Consider the following 13,859-nt stretch of genomic DNA (forward strand, 5'->3'; position numbering starts at 1 on the left):
CCCTCCTCACGATTTCGAAGCCGATTCCCGATTCATGCCCAAGCGCAAACTCGACGTACCCGCCAATGCCTCTTCCGATGTCCTCGCCACCGAGCCGCTCAAGACCACGGCACCTGCCGTGGTGCGGGCGGTGCACATCCTCGATGTGATTGCGGCGTCGTCCGAACCCGTGGCGCTGGCTGATCTGGCGCGCGAGACGGGCGTACCCAAGAGCACGCTGCATGGTTTGTGCGAGACGCTGGTCAAGCTGCGTCTGGTCAAGCGCCATGCCAACGGCGGCATGACGATGGGGTCCTATGTGATGGGATGGGCGAATGCGTTTCTGTCGCAGACCAACATCACCGAGGAGTTCCGGGCGGTCTGGGAGGCGTCGCGCGCCTTTGCACAGGAAACGGTGACCCTGTCCGTGCTGGACGGCGCCGACGTCATCTATCTGGCTTGCCACAACGGCAACCGGCCGTTGGGCGTGACGTTCCGGATTGGTATGCGACTGCCCGCGCCGTACACGGCGACGGGCAAAGCCATGCTCTCGACGTTGCCGCCGGGCGAGGCGGCCGACCTGCTGGCCGGTGCCTGGCCTGCACCGCTTACACGCGCGAGCGTGAGCGCTTATCCGGCGTTGGCCGAGGAGATGGCGCAGGTGCGCCGCGATGGCTATTCGATCGACAACGGTCAAATGCGCGAAGGCATGATTTGCTTCGGTGCACCGGTGTTCGATGCGAGCGGCGAGCGCGCCGTGGCGGGGCTGGCCGTTAGCTTTCTCACGAACGAGATCGATTCGCAGACCGGTCAGCGCATTGGACGCCAGATGCGCGAACTGGCTGATCAGCTCTCCGTGCGGCTCGGCGCTCAGGCCCGCCGCTAAGGTATATCCACGCTGTCAGCGTGGTGTCATTTTCCCGTCAGGCAGGTGCTGATCTGCCGACAGCGTGGTGCGGCCATCGGATTGTTATCTTTGACGGAACAGTCATGTTCAATTATGCGGGCTATTCCCTAGGGGTTATCACTGGCATTATTTGGCCTTGACTGATGTCCAGACAAGCCAGCGGAAGCGTAGGGAAGCGCGATCCCGGCGGTGCCATGGGGCGGACATCCATTCGGGAAGCACTACGCCATGTCCAATATCGCAATCGTGTACTACTCGCAAGGCGGCGCAACCGCCATGATTGCTCATTCCGTCGCGCAAGGCGTGAACGACGCCGGCGCACATGCACAACTGCTCAGTATCGAGCCGCACCAACTCGTTGACGGGCAATGGCACGACGAGGCCATGCTCGCACGTCTGGCTGCCGCCGATGCGATCATCTTCGGTGCACCGGCCTATCAGGGCGGGATCGCCGCGCCGTTCAGGGCCTTTGCCGACGCCACGACCGGCATGTGGCGGGCGCGTAGCTGGCGCAACAAGGTCGCAGGCGGATTTGCGTTCAGTTGCCGTTCGGCCGACGACAAACGCAACACCCTCGACTACTTCGCGGCACTCGCTGCGCAGCAGGGGATGGTGTGGGCCGATGTCGAAACCTCGGACATCGAAGTGAGTGTCTCTGCCGGCAAGCGTCATCCCGGTGAGTTTCCGGCCGCAGCGGTGTCGGGGATGGAAGTCGACGCCGCCTATGCCCTCGATCCGGCAGATGTGATCGCGGGCAAGCAATATGGCCGCAACGTCGCCGGGATGGTGGCGCGTCTCGCGGGCGAAGTGCTCGAATCGCCCGCCGCGCTCGCACGCCGTGCGCGCGAAGCGGCCGAACGGCGTCTCTGATTCCCGGTCGCGTCGGCAACGCGTGAGTGGCAGGCGGGGCCGCGAAAGACCGCCGGAGATGAATCGCAGTCGCCATGAAAAAAGGCGTGGGGCCGGATAGGGCGCCCACGCCTTTTTTCATTGGCAGGACAGACTCAGTTGCTTGGCGCGTCGCTGGCCGGTTCGGCGTGGATTTGCAGGACGGCGTCGCGTTTGGCCAGCAGGTGCTTGCGCAGAATTTCGCCGAGGCGCTTGCCGTCGTGTTTTTCCAGCGCATCGATCATCTGCTCGTGTTCCGAAATGGCGCGGTCCCACTTGTCCGCATGGAAGTTCGAGCGAAAGCGCAGCGCCATCAGACGTCGATTGATCGACATATACGTCTGACGCAGCGCCCCGTTACGCGCTGCTTCGTTGATGCGATCGTGAATTGCCTGATTGCGCGCGTAGTAGCCCGGCAGATCCTGCTGTGCGCGGCACGCGAGCATCGCGTAATGCAGCGCCTTGACCTCGGCCAGTTCGACGGGCGTCATGCGCTCGGCGGCCAGTTCACCCGAAAACGCTTCGAGAGCACTCATCAGCTCGAACATTTCCCGGATTTCCTTCTCCGTCATGCGGGCGACGCTCGCCCCGCGATTCGGCGCGATCTCGATCAATCCCTCTGCGGCCAGCACCTTGAAGGCTTCGCGCAGCGGCGTGCGCGAGATGCCCAGGGTTTCGCACAACTCGCGTTCGTTGAGTTTGACACCGGGGGAGAGCACCCCCTCGATGATGAGCTTGCGCAAGTGCTCGACCACGGTGTCGTGCAAACGCAGGCGTTCCACACGCGGAATGTCTGGGGTGGCAATCGTCGACGTGTTTTCCATTTTTTGCATTCAAAATCATCAAGCCTTCATGATCGCGATTGTAACGTACCGTCTCCGGTACCCCTATCTCTAGGGTAAACGCCTGTATTAAAAGCGCTTCTCACCTCTTGCGAAAGTCTTCGGCTCTGCTAAAGTATTTTGCATGCAAAATTCAAAATAGAATTTTTGAAGAGGAGAGAGACGTTCATGTTGAAGCTCGATTTCCATCCCTCGGGTCGCCATTTCCTGCAGATCCCTGGTCCCAGCCCGGTGCCCGATCGTATTTTGCGCGCCATGAGCTACCCGACGATCGACCACCGCGGCCCGGAATTCGGCGCGCTCGGTCGCAAGGTGCTGGCCGACATCAAGAAGATTTTCAAGACGGAACAGCCGGTCGTGATTTATCCGGCGTCGGGGACGGGCGCGTGGGAAGCCGCGCTGACGAATACGCTCTCGCCCGGCGACCACGTGCTCATGTTCGAGACGGGGCACTTCTCCACGCTGTGGAAGAAGATGGCCGAGAACCTGGGGCTGAAGCCAGAGTTCATCGGCCTGCCGGGGACCGACGGCTGGCGCCGTGGCGTGCAGCCGGACATGATCGAAGCTCGTCTTCGTGCCGACACCACCCATGACATCAAGGCCGTGTGCGTGGTGCACAACGAAACCTCGACCGGCGTGACGTCGGACATCGCGGCCGTGCGGCGTGCCATCGACGCTGCCGGGCATCCCGCGCTGCTGCTCGTCGACACGATCTCGGGTCTCGGCTCGGCCGATTACCGTCACGACGAATGGGGGGTGGACGTCACCGTCTCGGGCTCGCAGAAGGGCCTGATGCTGCCGCCGGGGATCAGTTTCAACGCGGTCTCGCCCAAGGCGCTCGAAGCCGGCCGCCACGCCAGGCTGCCGCGCGCCTTCTGGGGCTGGCAAGAAATCATCGAAGCGAACAAGAACGGCTACTGGCCGTACACGCCGAACACGAATCTGCTGTACGGCCTGTCCGAAGCGCTCGACATGATTCTCGAAGAAGGGCTGGACAACGTGTTCGCCCGCCACCAGCGTCTGGCCGAGGCCACGCGCCGCGCGGTGCGTGCGTGGGGGCTCGAGATTCAGTGTCAGGACCCGGCGGTATACAGCCCGGTGCTCACGGGCGTGGTCATGCCGCAAGGGGTGGATGCCGACGACGTGCGCAAACGCATCTACGAACGCTTCGATATGTCGCTCGGGCAGGCGCTCGGCAAGATCCGCGGCACGATGTTCCGCATCGGCCATCTGGGCGACTGCAATGACCTCACGCTCATGGCAACGCTCGCGGGCTGCGAAATGGGTCTGCAAATTTCCGGCGTGAAACTCGCCGGTTCAGGTGTCGTCGCAGCCATGGACTACCTGGCACAGGCAAAAGATACGCCGTCTCTCAAGGCCGCTGCCTGACCTGCCGTTAGTTGTCCTTATCAGGAGACGAGGACGCCGTTGCCGTAGTCGGCGTCCTTGCAGTGAACGCTTTAATTGTCATTCATGCGTCACAGGGCTTCCACACAGAAGAGTCCGTGACGCAGCAACACCTTTTGCGCTGCCGGCACGCTGCGGGCGCGCTTCACAGGATGTTTCAGGAGACATGCAATGAAGCTTTTCAAAGCGACAAGGGTCGTGCTGGTGATGCTATGCGTCATGTATTTCATCACCTACCTCGATCGTGTCAACGTCAGCACGGCTGCGGCCGGCTTCGGCAAGGAATTCAATCTCAACAAGACCGAAATCGGTCTCGTCTTCTCCGCTTTTGCCTATCCCTATCTGGTCTTCCAAATCATCGGCGGCTGGGTGAGCGATCGCTTCGGTGCGAAGCGCACGCTGCTCGTCTGCGGTGCCTTGTGGGCTGTCGCAACGATTCTCACCGGTATGGCGGGCGGTCTCGTCACGCTGCTGCTGGCGCGTCTGCTGCTTGGTCTGGGCGAGGGCGCCACGTTCCCGGCTGCGACGTCTGCCATGTCGCGCTGGATTCCCAAAGAGAAGCGCGGTTTCGCTCAGGGGATCACGCACGCGGCGTCGCGCATCGGTAATGCCGTTGCACCGGCCGTGGTGGTGTTCATCATGGCCACGCATGGCTGGCGCGAATCGTTCTATCTGTGCGGTATCGTGAGCCTCGTCTGGGTGGTGCTGTGGGGCCTCACGTTCACGGAGCGTCCGCAGGATCATCCGCGTATCACGACGGAAGAACTCGCAGTGTTGCCCGCCCTGAAAGCCAAGAGTGCGTCGGTGCCGTGGGGGCCGCTGTTCAAGCGCATGATGCCGGTGACGGTCGTGTACTTCTGCTACGGCTGGACGTTGTGGCTCTTCCTGTCATGGATTCCTCAGTACTTCCTGCATAGCTACGACCTCGATCTGAAGAAGTCGGCGCTGTTCGCGTCGAGTGTGTTCTTCGCCGGTGTCGTCGGCGATACGCTCGGCGGGATCGTCACCGACAAGCTCTACGAACGCACTGGCAGTCTGAAGCGGGCGCGTAGCTGGATGGTGTCGGTGTGCATGCTGCTCACGCTGATCTCGCTCGTGCCGATGATGTTCACCCATCATCTGTACGTGTCGATGGCCTGCCTGGCGTTCGGCTTCTTCTTCGCCGAAATGACGATTGGCCCGATGTGGGCGATCCCGATGGACGTCGCACCGGAATATTCGGGCACGGCCAGCGGCATGATGAACACGGGTTCGGCGCTGGCGGCGATTCTCTCGCCGGTGATCTCGGGCTACCTCATCGACCGCACGGGTAACTGGGAACTGCCGTTCCTGGGCAGCATGATTCTGATGGCTGTTGGTGTGGTGCTGGCCTTCCGCATGCAACCCGAGAGCAAGTTCTCGATGGCCGGCGATGCCGGCAAGCCGAGCAACGCCCGTCAGCCTGCCTGACGCGCCAAGCATGCTCGCCTGATCGACCCGCCGCCTCGACAGTCTCGACGTCGACACGGGCGCTGAAGGCGGCATGCGCCGTATCTCTGCAAAACACCTGCCGGGCGGGCTTCACGCCTGCCCGCAGCAGGCCCGCCACACGTCGACTCGCCATCGGACCGGCAGCCTAACGCCAGCAACATCATGAATTCCCAATCGAACGCCCGCGCCAATTCTCATGCGAATCTCGTCAGTCAGCCCGTGCATCTGATGCCGATGCAGCGTGGCGGGGTGGCCCTCACGCCTTTGCAGGATCGTTTGCGCCGCGAGATGCGTGGCGATGTGCTTTTCGACCGCGCGAGCCGTGGCCGCTATGCGACGGATGCATCGATCTACCAGATCTTTCCGATCGGTGTGGTGGTGCCGCGCGATCAGGAAGACCTGATTCGCGCGCTGGACATCGCGCGCGATCTGCAGGTGCCGGTGCTCGCACGCGGTGCAGGCACGAGCCAGTGCGGGCAGACCATTGGCGAGGCGCTCGTCATCGACAACAGCAAATGGCTCAACCGCGTGGTGGCGTTCGACGCCGAAGCATGCACCGTCACCGTCGAGCCGGGCATCGTGCTCGATCACCTCAATGCGTGGCTCAAACCCCATGGCCTGTGGTTTCCGGTCGACGTATCGACGGCGGCGCAATGCACCATTGGCGGCATGACCGGCAACAACTCGTGCGGCTCGCGCTCGCTTGAGTACGGCAACATGGTGCATAACGTGCTGTCCATCGACGCCGTGCTCGCCGATGGCGCGCAATTGCACTTCGGTTCGCTGCACACGCCGCCCACGGATGCCCGTACCCAGGCCATTCTCGCGAGCGTTCACGACATTGCAGTGCGCGAGCGCGACGAACTGCGCGAGCGCGTGCCGCGCGTGTTGCGCCGCGTGGCCGGTTACAACCTCGATCTGTTCGACTGCCTCAATCCGCGCGCCTACACGGACGATGGCGTTGCCAATCTGTCGCATCTGCTGGTCGGCTCGGAGGGCACGCTGGCGTACAGCCGTCAGATCACGCTAAAGCTCGTGCCGCTACCGGTGCACAAGACGCTCGGCGTGGTGAACTTCCCCACGTTCTATCAGGCGATGGATCTCACGCAACACATCGTCAAGCTGGGGCCGGTCGCGGTGGAACTGGTCGACCGCACGATGATCGATCTGGCAATGGACAACGCGGCGTTCCGTCCCGTGATCGAGAAGGCGCTCGTCGGTGATCCGCAGGCGATTCTGCTCGTGGAGTTTGCCGGCGACGACGCCAACGCATTGCGCGCGAAGCTCGATGAGCTTGCCACACTCATGGGAGATCTCGGGCTGCCCGACAGCGTGGTGAAGATGCCCGAAGCGGGGCCGCAGAAGGCGCTGTGGGAAGTGCGCAAGGCGGGCCTGAACATCATGATGAGCATGAAGGGCGACGGCAAACCGGTGTCGTTCATCGAAGACTGCGCCGTGCCGCTGGAGCACCTCGCGGAGTACACGCGGCGTCTGACCGAGGTGTTCCATCGCAACGGCACCGAAGGCACCTGGTACGCGCACGCGAGCGTGGGGACGCTGCATGTGCGTCCGATTCTCGACATGCGCCGCGACGGCGCGGTGAAGATGCGCGCCATTGCCGAAGAGGCGGCGGCGCTCGTGCAGGCGTACAAGGGGGCGTACTCGGGCGAGCACGGCGACGGGCTGTGTCGGGGCGAGTGGGTGGCCTGGCAGTATGGGCCGCGCATCAATGCGGCGTTCGGTGAGATCAAGCAACTGTTCGATCCGCAGAACCGCTTCAACCCGGACAAGATGGTGCGTCCACCCAAGATGGACACGCGCGAGCTGTTCCGTTTCGCGCCGGGCTACGAAGCCAGACCGATCACGCCCGCGCTGGACTGGACGGCGTGGAACGTGAAGCGCGATGCGCTGACTGGCGAGCAGACTCCGCCCGATACGGGCACCGATGTCACGCATGGTCTCGCGTCGGCGGTGGAGATGTGCAACAACAACGGGCATTGCCGCAAGTTCGACGCCGGTACGATGTGCCCGAGCTACCGCGTGACCCGCGATGAACAACATGTGACGCGCGGACGTGCGAATACACTGCGTTTGGCCGTCTCCGGCCAATTGGGCGAGGACGGGCTCGCAAGCGACGAGGTCAAGGCCGCGCTCGACCTTTGTGTGTCGTGCAAGGGCTGCAAGCGCGATTGTCCGACGGGCATCGACATGGCGCGCTTCAAGATCGAGGCGCGTCATGCGCGCGCCAAGCGTCATGGTGTGTCGTTGCGCGACAAGCTGATCGCGTACCTGCCGCGCTATGCGCCGTGGGCCAGCCGCGTGGGCGGCCTGCTCGACGCAGCGCAGCGTCTGCCGGGCAGCAATGCCGCCAAGCGCTGGCTCGGTCTGGCGCTGGAGCGCTCGGTGCCGGCGTTGACGTCGTCGTTTCTCGCGAATCAGACGCCCCTCGCTTGCGCGCCGGAGACGGCCGGGCAGCGCCAGGTGCTGCTCTTCGTCGATACGTTCAACAACTACATGGAGCCGGAGAACGCACGCGCCGCGAAGCGTGTGCTCGAAGCGGCCGGCTATACCGTCCATGTGAATCGGCGTGCGGGCGAACGTCCATTGTGCTGTGGGCGCACGTTCCTCGCGGCGGGTCTGGTAGACGAAGCGAAGGCGGAGGCGCGACGGTTGCTCGACGCCGTGATGCCATTCGTCGAACGCGGGGTGCCGATTGTGGGGTTGGAGCCGTCGTGCCTGCTGTCGCTGCGCGACGAAGTGCTGGGTTATGGCTTCGGCGATATGGCCCGCAAGGTGGCCGACAATGCGTTCCTGTTTGAGGAATTTCTGGTTCGCGAGAAGGCGGCCGGGCGTTTCGATGTCGCATGGCAGGCGTTGCCCGACGGCGTGGGCGAGGCGCTCGTGCACGGGCACTGCCATCAGAAGGCGTTCGATGCCTATTCACCCGTGACGGCGGTGCTTGGTTGGGTGCCGGGGCTGAAGGTATCATCGATCGAGTCGTCATGCTGCGGCATGGCGGGCAGCTTCGGGTACGAGGCGGAGCACTACGATACCTCTCGCGCCATGTCCGAATTGACGCTGTTGCCGGCAATCCGCCAGCGCAAGGAGAACGCCATCGTTGTTGCCGACGGCACCAGTTGCCGGCATCAGATTCACGATGGCGCTCACACGCAGGCGCTTCACGTCGCTTGCGTGCTGGCCCGGGCGCTGCCTGCATGATCGCCGCTCCTTTCTTGCGAATGCCCTTCAGAGGATTGTGATGCCCGATTCATTCAGTACGGTTTCGACGTCTGCCAACGTGGTGGTTCCTCCGGTCGCGCGCGTGGGCGATTCGCTTGCTCAGGTGGCAACGCCTTCCCTGCTGCTCGATCTCGAGGCCTTCGACGCCAATGTCGCCCGCATGGCGAGTGCTGCTGCGGCAAGAGGGGTTGCCGTGCGTCCGCATGCGAAAGCGCACAAGTCTGTCACGATTGCGCGCGCACAGATGGCGGCGGGCGCGGTTGGTATCTGCTGTCAGAAGGTCACGGAGGCGATTCCATTCGTCAACGCAGGGATCGGCAATATTCACATCAGCAACGAGTTCGTCGGGCAGGCGCGCGTGGCGCTGGTGGTGGAAATGGCGTCGCGCGCCACGCTCTCCGTATGCGTGGACGACGTGCGTCAGGTGGCGCCGCTCGGTAAGGCAGCACAACGCGCCGGTGTGCGCATCTCGGTGCTGCCCGAGGTCGACGTGGGGCAGGGGCGTTGCGGTGTCGATTCGACGGACGCAGTTGGTGCGCTGGTGGACGCCATCGATCATTACGAAGGACTGCGCTTTGGCGGCTTGCAGGCGTATCACGGCAGCGCGCAGCACATCGAGCGCTGGGAAACGCGACGCGACACGGCGCGGCTTGCCGCCGACCGGGCGTCGGCCTATGTGAGGTTTCTGGAGGCGCGCGGCATCGCTTGTCCCGTGGTGACGGGCGGCGGTACGGGCACGGCCGAGTTCGATATCGAGAGCGGCGTCTACACCGAGATTCAACCGGGGTCGTATGTCTTCCTCGACGGCCACTACGGCTCGCTCGAATGGCGCGACGACTGGCGTTTCCGTCATGGCCTGTTTCTCGCGTCGACGGTCATGAGTACGGCGCGCGCCGGCGTCATCGTGTGCGACGCCGGGCTCAAGAGCGTGGCGACGGATTCGGGGCTGCCGCGTTTCTGGTCGTCGCAGCAGGTGGGCAAACCGCATTACCGCACGGCGTCGGACGAACATGGCGTGCTCGAATTGGCCTCGCCTGACGAGGACAGCACGCCCTGGCTCGGTGAGCCGATCCTGCTTGTGCCGGGACATTGCGATCCGACGGTGAATCTTTATGACCGGTATGTGGCGGTACGGCATGGCCGGGTGGAAGGGCTGTGGCCCATCGAGGCGCGCGGCCTGAGCCAGTGAGGCGTTACGCCATCGAAAAAATTTCGCTCGGGGGCTTCCCAACTTTCGAAAACCGCGTTATAGTCTCGTTTCTTCGCCGTACGGGGGTATAGCTCAGCTGGGAGAGCGCTTGCATGGCATGCAAGAGGTCAGCGGTTCGATCCCGCTTACCTCCACCAAACGGAAGACTTTATGTCCCCTTCGTCTAGAGGCCTAGGACATCACCCTTTCACGGTGAGTACAGGGGTTCGAATCCCCTAGGGGACGCCAGATTCAACGGCGTGATTCTCGGAAATCTCCGAAAACACGACGTAAAATCGGTTGTCGACAAACGCGCTTGGCTTTACCGCCAAGCGCGTTTTGTTTTTCTGAGACGGATTTCTTTCTCCGACGTCGCGTGAAGGGCAGCATTGCGCGCCCGCCTGTTCCTTATGACATGGGGGCTCGCTTCGCGTTCAGCGCACGGGCGAACTCGCCATCTTCCCCACGACGGTCTTCCACGGCCGTACTCGCCACGCTTTCACCAGTCCATTCACGACATACGGATCGCTTTTCGCAAACGCTTCTGCGGCGGCGGGGGACTCGCCTTCGAAGAGCAATGCCGCAGTGTCGACGGGAGACTCGAGCGCGCCGGCAAGGACCAGTTCGCCGCGATCGGCGGCTTGCCATGCAAGGGCCAGATGGGCGTCGCGATACTGAGCACGACGTTCGAGATAGTCGTCGACGAGATCGTAAGTGAGAAGGTAATGCACGGTGCTATCTCCTTTGCATGCGTTGCGGTACCGATGACCTCTCGCTGCATTATCGGTAAAACGCCGACGGCGGTACGCCGAAATGGCGCTTGAACATGGCGGCAAACGCGCTCTGGCTGGTGTAGCCGTGGTCGAGCGCGACGTTCACGATTTTCTCACCGCGCGCGAGCGCTTCCAAGGCTTGCAGCAAGCGCGCCTGCTGGCGCCAGCGGCCGAACGTCATGCCGGTCTCCCGCGCAAAGCGTCGTTGGAAGGTCTTCGCCGACAGACCGGCATCGCGAGCCCAGTCGTCGATGATCGCGTCGTCGTCAGGCGCTTGCATCAGCCGGTCGCATATGCGGGCCAAACGCGCATCTCGCGGCCATGGCAGATACAGGGGAAGGACCGGCAACGCGATGAGTTCGTCGAGCAACAGACGCATCAGTCGTGCATCGCGCGAGTCGCTGGCGTAGTCCGTCGGCACATGGATGGCCGCGAGAATCAACTCACGCATGAGCGGCGTGATCTCGACCACACAACTCTCGTCGGGCAACGGCTCCGTGCCCGGTTCGACGAACACGGTGCGCATCTTGACGTTACCGCTCATCTGAACCGTATGTTCCAGTCCGGCCGAGAGCCAGACGCCACGCGTGGGCGGCACCACCCATCGACCCGACGCCGATGCGATGATCATCACGCCCTCGATCGCGTAGAGCAATTGCGCCCGACGATGCGAGTGCGACGCGATGAACTCGTTGTGCGCATAGTCGACCGCCATCGCCGCCATTGGCATCGGTGTGTTTTCAAAACGCACGTGATCGGTCTGGCGCGCGTTCCGGGGCTCGCGGAGGGGACTCATGGGGTGTCCTTTTCAAGACAGATTTCGGAATTTTAGCGTGAGACACCCCGTCGCGACATGGCCGACGATGACGCTTCCCTTTCACTACTTGCGGAAATTCGTCATGGGGTACTTCCTGTATCCGCTCGGCGCCATGTTGTTGTGGGCCGGCAATGTCATCGTCTCGAAGCTCTCGGCCACCACCATCGCGCCGTCGGCCATTACGTTCTACCGACTGGTGCTGGCACTTGCCGTCATGACGCCATTCGTCATTCGCCCGCTGGCGCGCAACTGGGGGCATATTCGCCCGCAACTGGCCAAACTCGGCTTCCTCGGCTTTCTGAGCATGTCGTTCTATCAGAGCCTGTCGTATCTCGCCGCGCACAGCACCACGGCGACGAACATGGCGATTGTGACAGCGCTCGCGCCGCTGCTCACGTTGCTTTGGAGTGTCGTGCTGCTGCGCGAGCCGCCAACCCTCGGCATGCTCGTCGGTGGCCTGTTGTCATTGGCTGGGCTGGTCTATCTGATCGGGCAGGGGCACCCCTCGCAACTGCTCGACGGCGGTGTGCATCTGGGGGATGTGCTCATGTTGATCGCGTCGGCATCGTATGGTCTGTACAGCGTGTTGCTGCGGCGCTGGCATGTGGCCGTGCCGCCCGCGCAGTCGACCTATGTGCAGGCCTGGGCAGCACTCGTGACGATGATTCCAATGCTGGTGCTCGTACCCGCCGGTCAGGCACAACTCAACGCGGCGACGGTGCCGCTGGTGCTGTATGCCGGGCTGGGCGCCTCGATTCTGCTGCCCATTCTCTGGATCCAGGGCATTCGCCATCTGGGGCCAAATCGTTGCAGCATGTTCATCAACGTGTTGCCCGTCATGACGGCGGCGATTGCGGTGGTGCTGCTGGGTGAGCGCTTGCACACGTTTCACCTGATCGGTGGTGGCGTCGCGCTCGTCGGGGTATTCATTGCCCAGCGTTGGCAACGGCCGCTGCCGGGGTTCGGCACGGCACCTGATGCATTGGAAACACCCGCGCCGTCCGATGAGTCGGACGAAGTCCCTGCGTAAGTCGGTAAGTCTGTGGCCCCCGCTGTTGCAACGACAACGGCGGGGCAGGGGACATCGCCTGATGCGCAGCGATCTATGCGTTGCGAACGGCGACCCCGTAAGTGCTCACTATGCGACGGTCTTGCTCTTGTGCAGAGAACGCCTCCCAGAGCAGGCCGTTGCAGTCGGTGCTGCTGGCATATTCAGGCGTGTCGTCGTCTTCGAAGCCGATGTGACGCAGCTCGCCAGCACGCGCGGGCGATTGGTTGATCGAGAAGTTCAGCAGATCGGTGCGCCACATGGCGTATGCGCCGGGCACCACGGCTGCGGGCGGCTGGCCGAGACGAATGGAATAGTCCTGAATGGATTCGTCGAGATCGCGCACGGCGAGCGCGATGTGAAAGCGTTTCATGGGGTCTCCTGACGTGAGCATGAGTACGCGTCGACACAGACCTGTGTGAGCGCCCGCTCGCATGATGCGCGAGGTGTCGATTGCGTTGATAGAGGGTCGATAGGATCGACGAGCTCCATCATATGTGTCGTCAGAAAGCCCAGCCAGACGGCAGCTTATCCCGGTATCTGGCGTAACTGGATGGCAGGCAGCAGCAGCGAAAACGTTGAGGAGCGTCCGGTGGTGATGCAGGGCAGGCGGGGCGCTGAAATGCCCTCGGACGATAGTGCAACGAACGGCCTAAACGGCGTAAGCGTGCGCTTACTGGGGGCGCTGGAAGTCGTTCTCGACCCACGCGCGGGCGCTGTTGCGAGAGAGCTTGAAGGTGGGCGGCACTTTCACCGACGCAAGCGTTTCGCCGAAGCGGTCGATCGCGCTCAGCATCGCATACGGATCGTAGTCGTCGGGCACGATGTCGAGCGTGACCTCGATGTCGCCATCGGGACCGTCGACACTCACCCGCTTGTGCAACTGCGCGCGCAATTGCTGCTCGTGACGGCGCAGCACTTCAGTGGCCGTCTTCACGAGCGTGTGAAACGCGTTGACGTCGAGCGGTTTCGGATTCTTCTTGTCGCGCCCCATGGTCCACGGCCCGACCAGCGCCGGTTCCGATTCTCCATCCCGATACATGGCGACGGCCCAGCCATCGTCCTCCTCGTTCTTGATGACCTTCGCCGTCCATCCATCGTCGCGCCACAGGCGGTCTTCGTGGATGGCATCGGTGCTATCGGCGGTGTCGTCGGTCGGAGGAAGGTCGGTGGAGATGGCAGTCACTGTCGGAGATCGGCGCTTGGGGGGAGAGTGGCAGGCGCGAGTCGTATGCAGGCGTGCACTCGCGAAAGGGGCGATTTTACCGCGTTCGGCCGAGGCACGAACGCGTTCGCCGT

The 13,859-nt window shown here is 63.0% G+C and carries 12 protein-coding genes and 2 tRNA genes; 9 read left to right on the forward strand and 5 right to left on the reverse strand.

The genetic code is table 11. The features are described from left to right. The first annotated feature begins 34 nt into the window (after positions 1-34). Both PI93_RS10480 and PI93_RS10485 read left to right on the forward strand, forming a co-directional pair. A complete protein-coding gene (locus PI93_RS10480) occupies positions 35-865 on the forward strand; it encodes an IclR family transcriptional regulator (protein WP_080759289.1) in 831 nt (276 codons plus the stop codon). Positions 866-1,114: 249 nt separating this feature from the next. Next, the gene (locus tag PI93_RS10485) at positions 1,115-1,756 is read left to right on the forward strand and encodes a flavodoxin family protein (protein WP_052240813.1); all 642 of its coding nucleotides are present in this window, start codon (positions 1,115-1,117) and stop codon (positions 1,754-1,756) included. Positions 1,757-1,890: 134 nt separating this feature from the next. Here PI93_RS10485 and PI93_RS10490 read toward each other — a convergent pair whose 3' ends face one another. Further along, positions 1,891-2,607: a GntR family transcriptional regulator gene (locus PI93_RS10490; protein WP_039365005.1), complete on the reverse strand. Its 717-nt coding sequence runs from the start codon at positions 2,605-2,607 to the stop codon at positions 1,891-1,893. 177 nt (positions 2,608-2,784) lie between these two features. On the opposite strand from PI93_RS10490, the gene PI93_RS10495 reads away from it, so the two are divergent. The 6 genes from PI93_RS10495 to PI93_RS10520 all read left to right on the forward strand — a co-directional run bounded on the left by PI93_RS10495 (position 2,785) and on the right by PI93_RS10520 (position 10,171). Continuing rightward, positions 2,785-4,005: a pyridoxal-phosphate-dependent aminotransferase family protein gene (locus PI93_RS10495; RefSeq protein ID WP_039365002.1), complete on the forward strand. Its 1,221-nt coding sequence runs from the start codon at positions 2,785-2,787 to the stop codon at positions 4,003-4,005. A gap of 189 nt (positions 4,006-4,194) precedes the next feature. Then, positions 4,195-5,472, forward strand: coding sequence for an MFS transporter (locus PI93_RS10500; protein WP_039364999.1), 1,278 nt, complete (start codon positions 4,195-4,197; stop codon positions 5,470-5,472). 183 nt (positions 5,473-5,655) lie between these two features. After that, the gene (locus PI93_RS10505) at positions 5,656-8,712 is read left to right on the forward strand and encodes an FAD-binding and (Fe-S)-binding domain-containing protein (RefSeq protein WP_039364996.1); all 3,057 of its coding nucleotides are present in this window, start codon (positions 5,656-5,658) and stop codon (positions 8,710-8,712) included. Positions 8,713-8,752: 40 nt separating this feature from the next. Then, positions 8,753-9,922, forward strand: a complete 1,170-nt coding sequence (locus PI93_RS10510; protein WP_052240287.1) for a DSD1 family PLP-dependent enzyme — start codon at positions 8,753-8,755, stop codon at positions 9,920-9,922. Positions 9,923-10,004: 82 nt separating this feature from the next. Further along, positions 10,005-10,080 (forward strand) — tRNA-Ala (locus PI93_RS10515). 15 nt (positions 10,081-10,095) lie between these two features. Continuing rightward, positions 10,096-10,171: transfer RNA gene (locus tag PI93_RS10520), tRNA-Glu, on the forward strand. Positions 10,172-10,356: 185 nt separating this feature from the next. On the opposite strand, the gene PI93_RS10525 is transcribed toward PI93_RS10520, so the two are convergent. Continuing rightward, positions 10,357-10,653, reverse strand: coding sequence for a YciI-like protein (locus PI93_RS10525; protein ID WP_039364993.1), 297 nt, complete (start codon positions 10,651-10,653; stop codon positions 10,357-10,359). A gap of 49 nt (positions 10,654-10,702) precedes the next feature. Beyond that, on the reverse strand, positions 10,703-11,491 hold the full coding sequence (locus PI93_RS10530; protein WP_236105604.1) for an AraC family transcriptional regulator: 789 nt from the start codon (positions 11,489-11,491) through the stop codon (positions 10,703-10,705). 103 nt (positions 11,492-11,594) lie between these two features. On the opposite strand from PI93_RS10530, the gene PI93_RS10535 reads away from it, so the two are divergent. Beyond that, positions 11,595-12,542 (forward strand): DMT family transporter, encoded by a 948-nt coding sequence (locus tag PI93_RS10535; protein WP_080758947.1) that lies wholly within the window; start codon positions 11,595-11,597, stop codon positions 12,540-12,542. 73 nt (positions 12,543-12,615) lie between these two features. On the opposite strand, the gene PI93_RS10540 is transcribed toward PI93_RS10535, so the two are convergent. Both PI93_RS10540 and PI93_RS10545 read right to left on the reverse strand, forming a co-directional pair. Beyond that, entirely contained in the window at positions 12,616-12,933 is a 318-nt protein-coding gene (locus PI93_RS10540) for a VOC family protein (RefSeq protein WP_039364990.1), read from the reverse strand. 300 nt (positions 12,934-13,233) lie between these two features. Continuing rightward, the gene (locus tag PI93_RS10545; protein WP_039365050.1) at positions 13,234-13,737 is read right to left on the reverse strand and encodes a hypothetical protein; all 504 of its coding nucleotides are present in this window, start codon (positions 13,735-13,737) and stop codon (positions 13,234-13,236) included. Positions 13,738-13,859: the final 122 nt, after the last annotated feature.

Origin of the sequence: Pandoraea fibrosis (genome assembly GCF_000807775.2) — a bacterium.
Classification (GTDB): domain Bacteria; phylum Pseudomonadota; class Gammaproteobacteria; order Burkholderiales; family Burkholderiaceae; genus Pandoraea; species Pandoraea fibrosis.